Consider the following 15,038-nt stretch of genomic DNA (forward strand, 5'->3'; position numbering starts at 1 on the left):
AGCATGAAACGATGGCATATCCTGACTCGACTCATCGTCCCGATTTTCCCTATCACATAGATACGCAAGGGCGGACCGCGACGACCACCCACCTTGACGTGATTCGTGATCGCATTGAACAGGTGCTTTTCACGGAGCCGGGTGAGCGGGTGATGATGCCGACGTTTGGCTGTGGTCTTGGTCGTCTACTTTTTGCGGGAATAAGCGATGCAGTGGTGGAAAACACCCGAAGTTTAGTCGCGACATCATTACAGACCTGGATGCAGGACGATATCGAGCTCACCGAAGTTGACGTGAGATTCGAAAACGGAGCCTTGTACATTGATGTGTCGTATGTGGTGTTGCCGTCGGGTGAAACACAGCAGGCCATATTTGAGCGCGAGGTAGCGACATGATTTATTTTTGCTGCGACCAGCGGCGTCGCGAAGCGGTGAGGCAGTCAGACTTCAACGGGATTGATTTTATTGAGGTTATAGACCAAGAAGCTTTGGTTGAGGCCGACAGACAACGCTTCCTGCATCTCTACTTAGTGAATGACCCAGGTGTATTCGTATACAGCGAGGACAACCTTCGCATTGAAGGCCCGAACGCGATTGAGATAGTCAGTGCCACTATGGGGTTAGGTGGGCAGACGAATGTCATTGTCATTGAAGTGGCCCAACCCGGCGACTATTCGGCCTACTCCGTGAATTTAGTAACAAGCCCACTGAATCCGTTGCCGCCGCCTGAAATTGATCCTGCTCTTGCCTCGGTGACATTCTCGTTCAAAGTGGAATGCGCGACCCCTTTTGACTGTCAATCTCGTTGCGACTGTCCTGAGCCGGAAAACATCGACACCGACATCGACTATACCGCACGGGATTTCTACTCATTCCGCCGAATGATGCTAGATAGATTGTCCGTCACAGCCCCTGCAGCAGCGAGTGGTCATCCTGCAGATTTGTCGACGGCTCTGGTCGATGTTCTTGCATATACCGCTGACCAATTGGCATATCAGCAGGATGCTGCAACCACGGAAGCCTATTTAAACAAGGCACGTTCACGCATCTCACTTAAACGCATGACCCGTTTGGTCGATTACGCCATTGATGAAGGCTGCAACGCACGCTGTTTTTGTCATCTGGCGGTTTCAGCCGATGTTTTGCCTATGGCTCCCGCGACGGTGGTGATTCCCTCGGGCAGCGCGGTTTGTACACAACTCAGTGAGCAGCCTAGAACCTTCACTCGGGATGATGCCTTGCTGGCGCGAAGTGGGGCGGTGTACGAAACCTGCTTTGATATTTCAGCTCTGTTTGCGCAGCACAATGAGATGCAGTTTTACACGTGGAGTAATGGACGCTGTCATCTGCCGAAAGGCGCTACACAGGCGACATTGGCAGGCCATTTCCCTGAATTATCTGCAGGCATGTATCTCGCGTTCGAGGAAATCATTGGAGCCAGAAGTGGTAACCGTGCTGACAGGATGCTTGAGCGACGACAAGTGGTGTTACTGGCCCAAGTACAATTTCTAAATGTGGATGGTGAGCCTTTGCTCGATCCTGTCACGGAACAGGAGATAACCGAGATCAGTTGGCATGGGTCTGATGCTCTGCGTTTTCCACTTTGTCTGTCATCGGAAACCTCTATTGAAGAAGGTCGCGAGTACATCGAGCCTGTTTCGGTCGCGCGAGGAAACATGGTGCTGGTGGATCATGGTCAGACGTTATCTGGTGAGCAACTACCTGATGTACCACTACCAACGTTAAGCTGGGCTCCGGGTAAGGGATTTGGCGACCAAAGCACGTCAGGGAAAGGATTGAGCTGTGCAGATACGAAATGTGAGCAAGACCAAGCTGAAACCATCGTACCGCGATATCGTCCAACACTCGCCAATAAACCCCTGACGTTTTCTCCCGAATATGGCGTTGGTGCACCGGCTTCCGAACTGCTGAAAACACCAGAACCTGATACTACGTATGCCAGCGTCTCACTGTCTGCTGATGACGGGGTAGAAGTGCGCCCGTTTAGTGTGGTGCGAGATTTGTTGGCGGTGGACGAATCGGCGTCCGTATTCACGACAGAAATTGAGCGTGATGGCACCGTTTATCTCCGTTTTGGTGATAACACCTTTGGCAGACGTCCCTTGCCGGAAACCCAGTTTACAGCAACCTACCGGGTAGGCGTAGGAAGCGTAGGACATATCGGTGCAGACAAGCTTTATCATCTTGCTCTACCTATCCCTGAAGTGATTGAAGTTCGCAACATTACACCGGGTATTGGCGGCCGGAACCCTGAAACAAACGCGGAGATCCGCAAGCGCGCTCCGTATTTGTTTAAAACGCAGGAGCGAGCTGTAACGCGAGAAGATTATCAAACGTTGGGACGACGTGTCGCCGGTGTGCAGGATGTCAGTTGTGCGTATATCCACACAGGCAGTTGGATTACCACGTTTGCATTGCCTGACCCAGAAGACAGGGTAGAGGTCTCTGAGTCACTTCGTACAACGCTTCGCAATCACTATGAGGCATTCAGATTGGCAGGGCACGATGTGGAAGTATCGACTCCCGTTTATGTGCCGCTGGAAGTGACGCTGCATGTTTGTGTTACGCCAAATGCTTCGAAATCTCACGTACGACAGCGACTGCTAACGCTGTTTTCGTCTCAACGTTTGCCTGATGGAACATTGGGTCTTTTGCATCCTGACCGTTTTCGAGCAGGGGAGACGCTGCATCTCTCGCCTTGGCTTGCAGCGGCGCAAAATATCGAAGGGGTCATCGCGGCGAAAGCCTTGCTATTTCGCCGATTTGGCGACCCAAGAACCAGCGGTTTGGTCGACAGAGAATTGGTCTTCAGCCGCACTGAAATTGCGCGGATTGATAATGATGTAAGCCATCCGGGTAACGGCGTGTTCTTGTTCGATTTTGAAGGAGGGCGTTGATATGGCAAGCCATGAATCCCATTGCGGCGCATGTGACGGCACAGAAGTGTTGACACCGAAAGCTCCAACTAATACCGCTGGGCTTGGACGTATCACCTATCGCAGTGGCGAGTATCAAGACTTCTTCGATAGCATGTCGGCACGACTGTCTTCTGCAAAATACGGTGCGCTCGGCACGTTAACATCTCGTGATAGTAGTGACTTTACGCTGGCATTAATTGATGCGTGGTCGGCAAGTTGTGATGTGCTCACCTTCTATAACGAGATGTGGCTTAATGAAGCGTTTGTGAATACGGCGATGGAAACAGCATCGCTTCATGAATTGGCAACCTTAATAGATTATGCGCCGCATCCTGGGGCTGCCGCGACAGCAGATCTCGCGTTTACCATTGCTGCGGGAGAAGGCATTCCCGAGGTGATTACTGTGCCGGCAGGAACCAAAGTCCAGAGTACGCCGGGACAGGATGAAAAACCGGTCATTTACGAAACCCTAGAAGACCTTACGACACGCGCAGCGTGGAACGCTATTCGTCCGAAATTGACAGCTCCACACCCCTTGGCATCAACCACGACGCGCATTCCTCTTCCTGGCTCCAACTTGAATCTTAAACCCGGTGATGCCGTGTTCTTTGTCGCCGATAATGGCGATCAGGTTTTTGCCACTATCAGTGCGGTCACCCCAGTGTTAGCTGACATTGCTAACGATCCGGATGCAAAAGATCTCACTTGGCTTGATGTGTCGACGGTCTCGACGGAACCGCTTGTGGCGACACATTCTGGTGCGACGGGCAGTATTACAACGGTGTTTGCCGCCACGCTGGGTGAGTACAAAGACAAAACTGTTGGCGCGAGTGAATTGAAAGGGGTATTGATTGGGGAGGAAATCAAAGAAAAAGCTTTCTTTTCGCCAATATTAAAAAGCGCGGATGAAACTCGTCAAATACAGGTTTTTCGCGCGAAGGCTGCTATTTTTGGTCACGCGGCTCCTCCTCTGAGTACCTTGCACTATTCCCTAACAGGTACCTCTCCCATATTCACCAAAAACAGCAGCGGCGTGGTAGTAGAAGACGTTTCTGAAGGGCCTTATGCCGACAGAACTGCATCGACGTGGGCAGATGCAGGATCATTAAACCTCATGGATGAAGGGAATCTAAACCATGTTTTCCTTGAGCGCACCGTGTCTGACATCGCTAAACACAGCACGGTTGTGTTGAAAGACGGTGACAACTGGTCTCGGTACAACGTGACTGATGCTGTTGAAACCACGGCAGCTTTCTTTTCTGTGACGGGAAAAAGCTCGCGCTTAACACTGAATACACAGTCGCATTTTGGCACGCTGTCGATTCGTGGCACCACGGTTTATGGCGCAAGTGAATGGATAACCATCGCCAAGCCACCTATCACGACACCCTTAGACGAAGACAGCATTTCCGTGGCTCTTAATGGGTGGTACCCGGGTTTGGAAGAGGGGCGGAAAGTCATTCTACGTGGTGTCGCATCTGATCAAGGGGATGAACCCGTCGTGACGACTCGAGTTATTCAATCTGTTTCGCATGCTCTGACAGAAGAAGGCGGTACTACCCTGACATTTACTGAAACCTTAGGTGCGCCATATCTGCCACAAAGCCTGCGTATAGCAGCCAATGTTGCAGACGCGACACAAGGTGAATCTGTTGTGGAAGTGATGGGGGATGGCAGCGCGACACCCCATTTGGCGTTTATGTCTAAACAGGCTCCGCAGACCTTTGTTCCTGCCGCGACGGCGACAGGGGTTAAGCCGACGATGGATATTCGGGTCAACAAGATCCTGTGGAAACAGGTGCCCAACTTCTTAAATACACATCCAACTGACCGCGTTTACACCCTTCGCATCGATGAAAGCGGATATAGCCATGTCACTTTCGGCGAAGGTTTCTTGGGGGCAATGCCGGGTAAAGGTCAGCAAAACATTCGAGCCAGTTACCGCAAAACGTTGGGCTTAGAAGGTCGTGTGAAAGCGGGGCAACTGAATCTTCTTATGTCTCAGCCCTTGGGCGTTGAAGCGGTGAAAAACCTGTTGGATGCCGATGGTGGGGCAGATCCTGAAAGCGGTAGTGAAATACAAATCAGTGCGCCGCTTTCTTGCAGAACGCTTGGGCGTGTCGTCTCACTGACGGATTACGCGGATTTTTCCCGTGCATATGGTGGGATCGCGAAAGCAACCTCGCAATGGCTACATCTGAATAATGGGCCACAAGTCGTGGTGACAGTAGCGGCCGAAAACGGTGCGCAGGTGCCAATAGGCAGTGACTTACATGACACATTAACCGATGCATTAGTCGCAGCAGGCGATCCGTTTGCGCATTTTATTCTTCGAAGTTTCCGTCAAACCTATTTTCATCTTGGTGTAAGACTGAAAGTGCATGCCGACTACTTGAGTGACGATGTGATAACTCGTGCAGAAGCCATGTTACGAGCGCGGCTTTCATTTGATGCACGACGCTTTGGTCAGCCTGTGTTTGCCAGTGAAGTGATAGGCATGCTGCATGACGTAGAGGGTGTCGAAGCGGTGGTGATAGATCGCCTCTATACAGGCGAAACACCCAAGCGACATGATGGTATTGCTGCGCCACTGGCCGAAAAGATGGGTGATGATGTGGTGGGCGCGTCAATTTTAAGCCTGCATCCCGGAGCGTTGGATTATCTGGAGGCCAGCTTATGAGTAGTTTGTCACCCGAGTCACTTTATCAACTTCTGCCGGAAATCTATCGACGTCGTGATGAAGAGCAAGGGTTTCCGCTTAAAGCGTTAATGGAAATTCTGGCTGAGCAAGCGGGTATTGTTAAACATGATATCGACAGGCTTTACGACAATCAGTTTATTGAAACCTGTGACGAGTGGGCAGCGCCCTACTTGGGCGAGTTAGTCGGCTATCGACATGGCCCTGAAATCCCAGGCGTCAGTCAGCGCGCGGCTGCGGCAAATCAGATCCGGCTGACGCGCAAACGCGGCGTGGCATTAGCGTTGGAGCAACTGGCGACTGACACGACTCGCTGGCCTGCCAGAGTGGTTGAGTTTTTCCAATTACTCGCACGACCAGAGCACTTAGCGGCCATTCGCCCTGAGAATCATTACACCCTCGATGTGCGCGACAGTACCAAATGCGATGCGATAGGTTCGGCGTTTGATTCAGCAAGCTATTCCATGGCAACAGGCAGGATCAGTCAGGGGGAAGGGCGTCATCACTTCCGTCATGTTGGTATTTTCCTGTGGCGTTTAGGGCAGTACCGTCAATCCATATTGCCTGCCTACCGGTTCGCTGCTCGCCGTTATCTTTTTAATCCACTTGGCTGCAATACGCCCTTGTTTAACCAGCCAATTCCCGAGCCAAATATCAACCACCTCGCCAACGAAGAAAACCTTCCTGTAGCGTTAAAGCGCAACGCCATTGCGGGCGATAGGCTCAGTGTCTTCTATCCACACGCGTTTACTTTGGTCATTGATGGCATATTGCTGACGGATGATCAGATCCAAATTTGTAACCTTAGTGATGCGGGAGCCGATTGGGCGCATTCACCGGTGAGCTTGGTCTCTGTCGACCCAGAACTGGGAAGGATTTCTTTACCTGCCAGCTTACCTGAGCCTGAGTCATTGGAAGTGACTTACCATTATGGTGCCTGTGCAGATATTGGCGGCGGTGCGTACTCGCGAAGTGAAGGTTTTATCGTTTCACATGTTGCAGTTCAGTCGATTGGTGACGGTGACTCGATTCAGGTTGCACTCGATTTACTTGTGACGGGCGGCATTGCTGAAATTGGCGTTTCTCACCGTTTTGCAGAAAGCCCAAATGTAGCGGTTGATACCGACCAAACCTTGTCACTCCGTGCAGCTGATGGCCATCGCGCTTTTATCGATCTCGAAGGCGATGAAATGATCTTAGAGGGTGGCCCAGAGTCTGAAATTGTGCTGGATGGACTGGTGATCACCAACGGGCGCGTGATTGTTCCAGATAATGGTGACAATACCCTGCGACGTTTGGTGCTTCGCAATGTCACTATGGTGCCTGGGTTGTCACTTGATATACACGGTGAGCCCGTCTCTCCAAATTCACCGTCGCTGGTGGTTGAAATTCCGAATGTGACGGTCGAAATCGAACAGTCGATACTCGGTTCCATTCGCACCGTGGAAGGTGCCTCTGTGACGGTAAAAGACAGCATCATAGATGCGACATCGAAGACGGGAACGGCGTTTTCTTCACTGGATGGGATGAGTCATGGTGGCATGCTGACACTGTGTGAATCGACGGTGATTGGCAAAGTTGCTGCACGTTCTTTTCCGTTGATTTCAAATTCCATTCTCGATGCTTCACTTGATGATGCGGATGCGTGGACCGCGCCTGTTTGGGCCTTGCAGCGTCAAACCGGGTGCGCACGTTTCTCCTACATTCCACCAGAGTCGCGTGTGCCTAGACAGCATCGTTGTCAGCCTCAGTTTGCCGTGTCCAAAGCCATAGAAGCAGCGCAGTTACGAAATCCGTCGCTCACAGAATTAGCGGAAAGCCACATCGCGCGTGGCGTTCGCGCCCGTGTAGTTCCTGCATTTACGTCCACTCGCTATAACGCTCCCGCGTATGGACAGCTATTACTCTCTGCGCCAGAAGAGTTACGGCGTGGCGCGGACAGCGGCAGTGAAATGGGCGTTTATCACCATCTTTATCACCCGCAGCGGCATGATGCTTTGCTGTTTCGACTCAATGAATTTTTACCCATCGGCCTTGATGCGGGCTTGATCTATGTGACCTGAGGAGGGACTCATGGCTATAGATATTTCCGGAAAAACGTTTGATTCGCGCCATAACTACTCCGAACTGATTTCAATGCAGGGAAGGGTAGTTTCAGACACGCCACTCAATGAAGGGGCAGCGATTGTTGATCGTCGGTTCCGTGCTGAATCTATCGATTTGGCGGGATTTAGTGGTTATCCCGCACACCTCCCTGACAGTTTCCGAATCGACGTTTCTGGCGGGGAATTGCGCATTCATCCCGGCCGTTACTATGTTGATGGCCTGATGGCGGAAAACTTTGGACATGGTGATCACGAGTTCTATCTCCCTTTAGAAGAGTTACGTAGTGACGAACCCGTACCGTTTCAGTTTCAGCCTTATTTGCCAATTTTGGAGCCTCTTGATCTAGAAGACGGCCGCTACCTTGCGTTTCTGGATGTGTGGAAGCGTCCGGTTACTTTCCTTGAAGACCCCGATTTGATCGATCCTGCTATTGGTGTCGATACCAGTGCGCGGATGCAAACCGTTTGGCAAGTCAAACTCTTCGCAGTAGACGACGGCGTTACCTGTAATACGGACGATGATGCCATTGAAGGATGGGAAGCATTTACTGAAGCGTCTGGAGCACGTCTGACGACGCGCGCGAATGCAGCTTCAGCGGTGAACGATCCCTGCCGATTGCCGCCAGAAGGCGGTTATCGGGGATTGGAAAATCGAACCTACATGGTTGCCGTCCATGACGTGAATGAAGATGGCCTAGCATTGCTGAAATGGTCGCAGGTTAACGCCGCATTTGCAGGAAAAATCCTCGCCCAACCAGCGAATAACACTTTGACGCTGGAGCAAGTGGCTAAAGACGATTACTTGAGGTTTAGTGCAGGTGATTGGGCGGAAATCACCGACGATGTGCGCGTGTTGGAGGGGAATCCCGGCTCTATGGTGCGGATTCTCTCGGTGAATGATGCAACCAACACCATTGTGCTGGAAAACCCATTGGCCGTCGGTGAAATCATGTTGGTGCCAGCATCAACGGCGGCCAATCAATCGATCCATCCGATCCTTCGTCGTTGGGATCAATCTGGCGTGGTACTGGATTCGGATGGCAATGAAATCGTGAACCTTGATGCGCCAGACAGCGAAGGGTTAATTCCTGCACCCGAAGGCGTCTTCATTGCCTTAGAAGATGGGGTTGAAGCCGCGATTGACCTCGACGCGGCAGGTGGTGACTATCATGTTGGTGACAACTGGAGTTTCGTGACCCGTTATGCTGACAGTTCCGTCGAAGTGCTCACTGATGCGCCTCCGCAAGCATTCCATCATCACTATTGCCGCCTCGCTGTCGTCGATGTCAGTGAGGGTGAGTTTGTCGACCCAGTATTTCAGGATTGTCGCGATCCCATTGGTACGGCAGGGTGCTGCACCGTTGTTGTTCGTCCTGGCGAAGACATTCAGGCCGCATTGGACAGTCTCTCTCCTGAATTTGGCGGATGTGTGTGCTTAAAAGTGGGTGTACACACTATTCACAGACCATTGGTTATCCGTTATTCCAATGTGACCTTGCATGGCGAAAGCCACGGGGCGCAAATTCTAAATCTGAGCAACGACTCAGCAATTTTGGTGCGCTCTGATGATGACTCACGATTGTCTGGCATTCATCTTTCTATGTTTTCGGTAGTAAACCGAGGGGGAACAGAGATGCCGCAAGGCATTGTCTCTTTCCGAAGTGTGGACGACAGCGTAATGGAAGATTGCCGTGTGTTTTCTTTGGACGGTATTACGTCAGGTTTTGGTAATCCCGCCATTGCCCTGTTTGATTGCGAACGTGTGCGGGTCACGCATTGCACACTTGAAGGTGCACCGATTGGTGTCTGGATGGATGACGATGGTCAGGATTTGGTGGTGCAAGGCAATGTGATTTCCTATTCCGATGAGCAACTAAGCGGGCTCATTGGTGTAGCTATTGCGCGTCTTACGGGCCGGGTGCGCGTGTTGGACAACGATATCGACGGTTTTGTCCGCGGTGTAGTTGTAAACAATGACCCTGTCGGTGCACCTTTCTCCACTGCTGCGCACAGCGAAGTGAAAGGTAACCGAATTACGCTTGGCAGAATGGCGGGTGAGTTGGACGCCGTGGCGGTGGAATGTAACTGCGCGAACGGGACAGTGTCTGAAAACCAGATCACATTGTTAGCCGAAGACAGTATCGGTGTGATGGTGCGCGGCGTGGGAACGCTGGTAGAGCGCAATCGCATCGAGACGGAAGAACAGATTGAGCTTCAAGTGGCAATCTTAGTCGGCAGTGATAGCGATCTTTTCTCTGGCGGGATCACCGTGGCGCAAAACTGGATCCGAGGTTGTAACGGGGGTGTGGTTGCCGAGCGTGTTGCGGGGCTCCGCGTCGATAACAATGATATCTCTGGCGATGGTGGTACGGAATTAGCCGTGTCAGTAACCGAATGCGATTTAGCCAGCGTAGAGAACAACGCCTTTGTAAATGTCACCGTATCAGTCTTTGCCAGCCAGTGTGAAGACATTCAGATCATCAGCAATCAGATTCTTGAAGGTGGTATCGCCATTACCTGTGAACGCTGTACTCGTGTGGATATTAGCAATAACCAGATTTCCAACTGTACTCACGGCGGTATTGTTTTGTTGCTGTGTATTGCGCGGGCAGGGGTTATTGCTAATCGTCTTAACTACGTAGGCTCCGCTGCACAAGGTATTTTCGTTTCTTCGATTATGGCGCTATTCCAGCTCGGTGAATGCCATGTTGAATCGAATGAAGTGCTTAATACCGGTGTGGGTGAAGATGAGGTTGTAAATTCGCAGGCTGCTGTAGGTATTGGTGCCTTGTTTGTGCTGGAAGCCAGAATTGAAAGCAATCTGGTGTCGTATTCTGATTTACTTACTCGCCAAAGCGTGTTGGAAAACCGGGCACTGTTGATGCAAGGCTTGTTTGAACTCTCGTTCCCTATCAGTGACAGACGCTTTGTGCTTCTTGGCTATGCGGCACAAGTTGCCAATAACAAGTTTCTGGGTTCAAGTGCTGACACCATGGTGCAAATTCGCTCTAGCAGCCTGACTGACAATATCCGTTTTCGTTTTGAGCGGGTCCTTTTCAATAACAATTTTATTGAGCATGTCGGCAACAATGACGACAACATCGCCTCCGGAGCCACGGTGATCCTCAATGGTCATCACGCTTCGGTGATGGGTAATCACGTTAAATCCGGCACCTTCTTCCTTCCATCGTTCGATTTCAACAATATGCCGGGGCCATATATCGGCAACGTGGTGCGAGGAACTGTTATCAATCATCCTGAGTTCCCGTCCCCAGAATCGAGCTTCAACACACAGGCTTAATTAAGGAGTGAATCATGGCAAAGGCAAGCACCGTTTTGAAAAAGCACGTTTCGCTCGTCGCCGAAATGCAGAAAGCCGCGAAACCAAATAGTGTGAAAAACCCCTTGATTAAAACGCGGGAAGCGGCGACCGCACAAAAATCACGGGTAGAAAGTCGGATCACTGAGTTGGAACAACAACGTGCGGCCTTCAACAAGAAAATTGATGAAGCGATTGAACGAGAGAAAAAACAGCTCAGCGAAATTGGGCGTTTTGAAGACATGGTGAAAGAGAAAGACTCTCCAACAACAGATGTGAAACCCGAACCAACACCAAAACCACGGCCAAAGCCAAAACCGAAACCTCGGACTCCGCGAGTGCTTAACGTCGATACCGATGCGATCGAGAAAGCGACAGCCAAGAGGAAGGTGACGACACCGACAACCAAAAGACGCACGACAAAGAAATAGCCGAATTGATGCAGTGCGATGAGGTAATCAACCATGTCATACATTACACAGCCGACGTTGTCTCAAGGAAAAAGCCAAACTGAAACGCATCAAGTGTTGGTGCGTCAGGTCAGTAATGTTCTGTCTATGCCACAGAGTGTGTTTAGCCGCAGACGAAATCCTTTTGTCCAAACCAAACTCAGTATCAGCGAACCGGGTGATATGTATGAACGTGAAGCGGATAGTGTTGCAGACGCTGTCATGGATGATAGATCGCCAATGCAAAGAGGTGTTCATTCCGCTACCGAGCCTGCAGTTCAACGAAAGTGTGCGGCGTGTGAAGAAGAAGACGGCATGGTGATGCGTGACAGTGAAACACCGAACGCTCCGACACAGTATTCCGCTCAGACAGCAGATGCGCTCAATCAAGTTTCTGGTGGGCATATGCTTTCTGCTGAATCGAAGTCCTTTTTCGAGTCACGTTTTGGTGCGGATTTTAGTCGCGTTCGTGTTCATACTGATTCCACTGCGGATACTGCTGCGCGCGCCGTTAATGCCAGAGCGTATACTCGGGGCAGTGATATTGTGTTCCGAAAAGGTGAATTTAACCCCAGCTCGTTTGAAGGAAGACACCTTCTGGCACATGAACTAACACACGTTATTCAACAAGGTGGCGCAAGACAGACGATTCAGCGGTCAGTTGCACCAGAAATCACCACTCGAACAAACCGCACGTTTATTGCTAGAGCCTGCCCGCCTGGGCCTGGGCCGTTTCCTGGCGATGGGCTTGCACCACCTGGCGATTGTAGCTGGGCTACCTATGTTCCCTTGCGTGCGGCAGTGGTTGCGGCCAAGCAAATAACTAACCCTTTGGGACGGTGTACAGGGACGGACAGTTGTGTTTTGCTGGCAATAAAAATCGCAGCCATGGCGACAGAAATGACGTCAAGAATCTCGTTAGATGCAACATGTTTTAGGGGCGGTAATCGAGGGCACCGAGAGCGTGTGTGTAACCTTATTAATTCAATCATGCGTTGTCAGCGATTTTTTGCGGGCTCTAACTGTTCGCCTGAATTATTGGAGGCAATGGAAGCAGTTGTTGCGTCCTCTCACGCCGCGATTATGGCAGGCATGGCAATGGCGGCTCTTGCTGCTATCGTCGCCTTGATTGCGGCGATCATTGTGTTAATTAAGGCCATTTTGGCAGCGCTGGCAGCAGCAGCTATAACAGCAAGCGAGGCCGCAGCGATAACGGCGACTGCAACGGCATTGATTGCATTACTGACATCATTGCAAGAAGCCATTTCACCAAGCGAAGACGACGGAGCGTAAATGCAGTCAAAAGAACAAATAATTGAGCAATTGAAAGCAGCCTTCAGCCAAAGAAAAAAGCCTGACAATCAACATTTGCTTGTCACTGACGCGCTCGACCCTGAAAGAGAGCCCTTAGAGGCTTTATTAATTCAAAAAGAACCTTGGGATTTAACGCCAGATGATATTCGCGATGTGGTGAGTAGTAACTTATGGATGTTCACACCCGTGGCGTTTCATTATTACCTTCCGGCATTTCTTGCTGCGATGCTGAAAGATAAAGGAAATATGGGTCTGTTCTCAGATGAGATGCTGGACAGTTTGATGCGCCCGCGTGTAGGTGATGCTGATAGGAAACTCGAACGCTTCGAGGGAAAGAGCGAATCCCAGTTTATTGCTCAACTAGGGGGGATTTTTCACGAGTGGTATTCATCAGGTTGGCCGGATACCTTGTTTTTACATCGTTATGGAACACTGAGTGAGCCTGAGAAGCAAGCCGTATTGGCTGTGCTGACATGGCTACAAACCTACGCAAAAAATGAATATGACGAAGATGAGATAAAGGAGGTGATCGAGCGTCACTGGAATGTGTCCTAGATAGGACAAACGTTAGGGACTTAATTTTTAGCATTTCGTTGAAGGATCAACAACGTGTGATTTGGGAGGATTTATGTCCCGAAAGTTAAGTGATTTGACCTCGGAATTTGCACAGCAAGCGAAAGACTTAATTAATGAATGTAATTCGTTGGGTGTGGAGATGCGCCCTTATTTCACCCTGAGAACGCCACAAGAACAAGCCGCCTTGTGGCGACAATCTCGTTCAACAGAACAAATTCAATCAAAACTGGCCGCGTTGCGAGACGGTGGCGCAGATTATTTGGCCTCTTGCATAGAGCAAGTTGGTCCTCAACACGGCAGGCATGTGACCAACGCAATTCCCGGTTACTCTTGGCACCAGTGGGGAGAGGCGATGGATTGTTTTTGGCTGGTAAATGGCAAAGCTGAATGGTCTGACCGTACAAAAGTGAACGATGTAAATGGTTACAGACTTTATGCGGAAACCGCAAATCGATTAGGGATTACAGCGGGTGGGCTTTGGCGATCGTTTAAAGACTGGCCGCACGTGCAATCCAGAGCGGAGTCGCATCCGGGGAAAATTTATACGCTAAGTGATATCGATGCCGCAATGAGGGAGCGATTTGGTTAATCGTTGCTTATGAGCATGGTTCCCAGAATCTCCGCGATACTTGTCATCAGTTGGTAGGGTGACTGACATTTCACTCTACCAGCTTAGTTTGTCGCTGCTTAGTTTATTCCTGTTTAGATTAAGCGTGGTGGCTGATCGTTAACATTATGCCGTTCCCACTCGGCTTACTTCAAAAGGTTCCCAGTTTTGAAGTGCTTCTGTGTCGGTTTCATAGATGTGAACAGTCAACGGGTAACACTGTGCATCATCGCTTGAATGCGTACTACTACAATCACCACCTGGGCATGCCGAGAGCGCACAAAGCAGGTCTGTTTCTGCGAAAAACTCGATGTAATCACCTTTCCGTGCCGGGCTTGCTTTCATGAAGTACTGATGTGTGTCTTTGGTAAAACCCGTACACATGAATACGTTCAATACATCATGCACATGAAATTCTGCCTGACTAAATGGGATCCCGAGGTGTTTTGCGAGTGCATTGCTTAGATTTGAATGACAGCAATAGTGGTAGATATCACCATGTAAACGTTCATGCGTGTAAGGGTCACATCGGGTGCCAATGACATCGTGCACACCGCCTCCATCCTCATCCCAGCCATACCATTCTAAGGAATCAGCAGTAATGGTCGCGAGGGGCCTTAAGTAAGGCATGCTGCTCCATAAGCGATCGCCCCTTGTAAGGTGCGTTGCGTGAAGTTGACGTGTTTTGCCACTAAAAAAGCGTTCGGCCAAATTGTCCTTTTGCCATAGGTTGAGATCACCTACTTGAGAGCCATAGAGGCACGATATACGAAAGAAACTCCCGGCAGGGACTTCGAAACACTCTCCTGTTCGTGGCATGATTTCTAGAGATTGTCTTAACGTGGCTGACTGTCGAGCAGAGCGGTAGAAAGCATCATCAAAAGGCCACAAATCGCCTGAATAACAGATAACGGGTTTAGCGGATTCGCGACTTATGGCATCTATAGGGACAGTGGTATTTTTCTCAGAAGATTGTTTACTCGTCATTATGATCACAGGAACCAGAGTAGTTGGTATAGCTAATCATAGACG

The 15,038-nt window shown here is 50.4% G+C and carries 10 protein-coding genes; 9 read left to right on the forward strand and 1 reads right to left on the reverse strand.

Going from position 1 to position 15,038, the window contains the following annotated elements:
- The first annotated feature begins 11 nt into the window (after nucleotides 1-11).
- The 9 genes from LRP49_RS04615 to LRP49_RS04655 all read left to right on the forward strand — a co-directional run bounded on the left by LRP49_RS04615 (nucleotide 12) and on the right by LRP49_RS04655 (nucleotide 13,988).
- Nucleotides 12-395: a GPW/gp25 family protein gene (locus tag LRP49_RS04615; RefSeq protein WP_274140542.1), complete on the forward strand. Its 384-nt coding sequence runs from the start codon at nucleotides 12-14 to the stop codon at nucleotides 393-395.
- Nucleotides 392-2,917, forward strand: coding sequence for a baseplate J/gp47 family protein (locus LRP49_RS04620; RefSeq protein ID WP_274140543.1), 2,526 nt, complete (start codon nucleotides 392-394; stop codon nucleotides 2,915-2,917). The genes LRP49_RS04615 and LRP49_RS04620 overlap by 4 nt, the downstream gene beginning before the upstream one ends.
- A 1-nt stretch (nucleotide 2,918) precedes the next feature.
- A complete protein-coding gene (locus LRP49_RS04625; RefSeq protein WP_274140544.1) occupies nucleotides 2,919-5,618 on the forward strand; it encodes a baseplate J/gp47 family protein in 2,700 nt (899 codons plus the stop codon).
- Nucleotides 5,615-7,699, forward strand: coding sequence for a hypothetical protein (locus LRP49_RS04630; protein WP_274140545.1), 2,085 nt, complete (start codon nucleotides 5,615-5,617; stop codon nucleotides 7,697-7,699). The genes LRP49_RS04625 and LRP49_RS04630 overlap by 4 nt, the downstream gene beginning before the upstream one ends.
- Before the next feature lie 10 nt (nucleotides 7,700-7,709).
- A complete protein-coding gene (locus LRP49_RS04635; protein WP_274140546.1) occupies nucleotides 7,710-11,042 on the forward strand; it encodes a DUF6519 domain-containing protein in 3,333 nt (1,110 codons plus the stop codon).
- 14 nt (nucleotides 11,043-11,056) lie between these two features.
- Nucleotides 11,057-11,491 carry a hypothetical protein gene (locus tag LRP49_RS04640; RefSeq protein WP_274140547.1) on the forward strand — a complete coding sequence of 145 codons (435 nt, stop codon included), beginning with the start codon at nucleotides 11,057-11,059 and terminating at the stop codon, nucleotides 11,489-11,491.
- A gap of 33 nt (nucleotides 11,492-11,524) precedes the next feature.
- On the forward strand, nucleotides 11,525-12,802 hold the full coding sequence (locus LRP49_RS04645; RefSeq protein WP_274140548.1) for an eCIS core domain-containing protein: 1,278 nt from the start codon (nucleotides 11,525-11,527) through the stop codon (nucleotides 12,800-12,802).
- Nucleotides 12,803-13,378, forward strand: coding sequence for a DUF6714 family protein (locus tag LRP49_RS04650; RefSeq protein ID WP_274140549.1), 576 nt, complete (start codon nucleotides 12,803-12,805; stop codon nucleotides 13,376-13,378).
- Between the two features lie 73 nt (nucleotides 13,379-13,451).
- Nucleotides 13,452-13,988: a M15 family metallopeptidase gene (locus LRP49_RS04655; RefSeq protein ID WP_274140550.1), complete on the forward strand. Its 537-nt coding sequence runs from the start codon at nucleotides 13,452-13,454 to the stop codon at nucleotides 13,986-13,988.
- A 144-nt stretch (nucleotides 13,989-14,132) separates the two neighbouring features.
- Here the strand turns inward: LRP49_RS04655 and LRP49_RS04660 are convergent, their stop codons facing one another.
- Nucleotides 14,133-14,993 (reverse strand): urea carboxylase-associated family protein, encoded by an 861-nt coding sequence (locus LRP49_RS04660; RefSeq protein WP_274140551.1) that lies wholly within the window; start codon nucleotides 14,991-14,993, stop codon nucleotides 14,133-14,135.
- Between the last annotated feature and the right edge of the window lie 45 nt (nucleotides 14,994-15,038).

It is taken from the genome of Enterovibrio qingdaonensis, assembly GCF_028683135.1.
GTDB classification, from domain to species: domain Bacteria; phylum Pseudomonadota; class Gammaproteobacteria; order Enterobacterales; family Vibrionaceae; genus Enterovibrio; species Enterovibrio qingdaonensis.

Coding starts and splice junctions, on each gene's coding strand:
- LRP49_RS04615 (WP_274140542.1), top strand. CDS start 12: ATGGCATATCCTGACTCGACTCATCGTCCCGATTTTCCCTATCACATA.
- LRP49_RS04620 (WP_274140543.1), top strand. CDS start 392: ATGATTTATTTTTGCTGCGACCAGCGGCGTCGCGAAGCGGTGAGGCAG.
- LRP49_RS04625 (WP_274140544.1), top strand. CDS start 2,919: ATGGCAAGCCATGAATCCCATTGCGGCGCATGTGACGGCACAGAAGTG.
- LRP49_RS04630 (WP_274140545.1), top strand. CDS start 5,615: ATGAGTAGTTTGTCACCCGAGTCACTTTATCAACTTCTGCCGGAAATC.
- LRP49_RS04635 (WP_274140546.1), top strand. CDS start 7,710: ATGGCTATAGATATTTCCGGAAAAACGTTTGATTCGCGCCATAACTAC.
- LRP49_RS04640 (WP_274140547.1), top strand. CDS start 11,057: ATGGCAAAGGCAAGCACCGTTTTGAAAAAGCACGTTTCGCTCGTCGCC.
- LRP49_RS04645 (WP_274140548.1), top strand. CDS start 11,525: ATGTCATACATTACACAGCCGACGTTGTCTCAAGGAAAAAGCCAAACT.
- LRP49_RS04650 (WP_274140549.1), top strand. CDS start 12,803: ATGCAGTCAAAAGAACAAATAATTGAGCAATTGAAAGCAGCCTTCAGC.
- LRP49_RS04655 (WP_274140550.1), top strand. CDS start 13,452: ATGTCCCGAAAGTTAAGTGATTTGACCTCGGAATTTGCACAGCAAGCG.
- LRP49_RS04660 (WP_274140551.1), bottom strand. CDS start 14,993: ATGACGAGTAAACAATCTTCTGAGAAAAATACCACTGTCCCTATAGAT.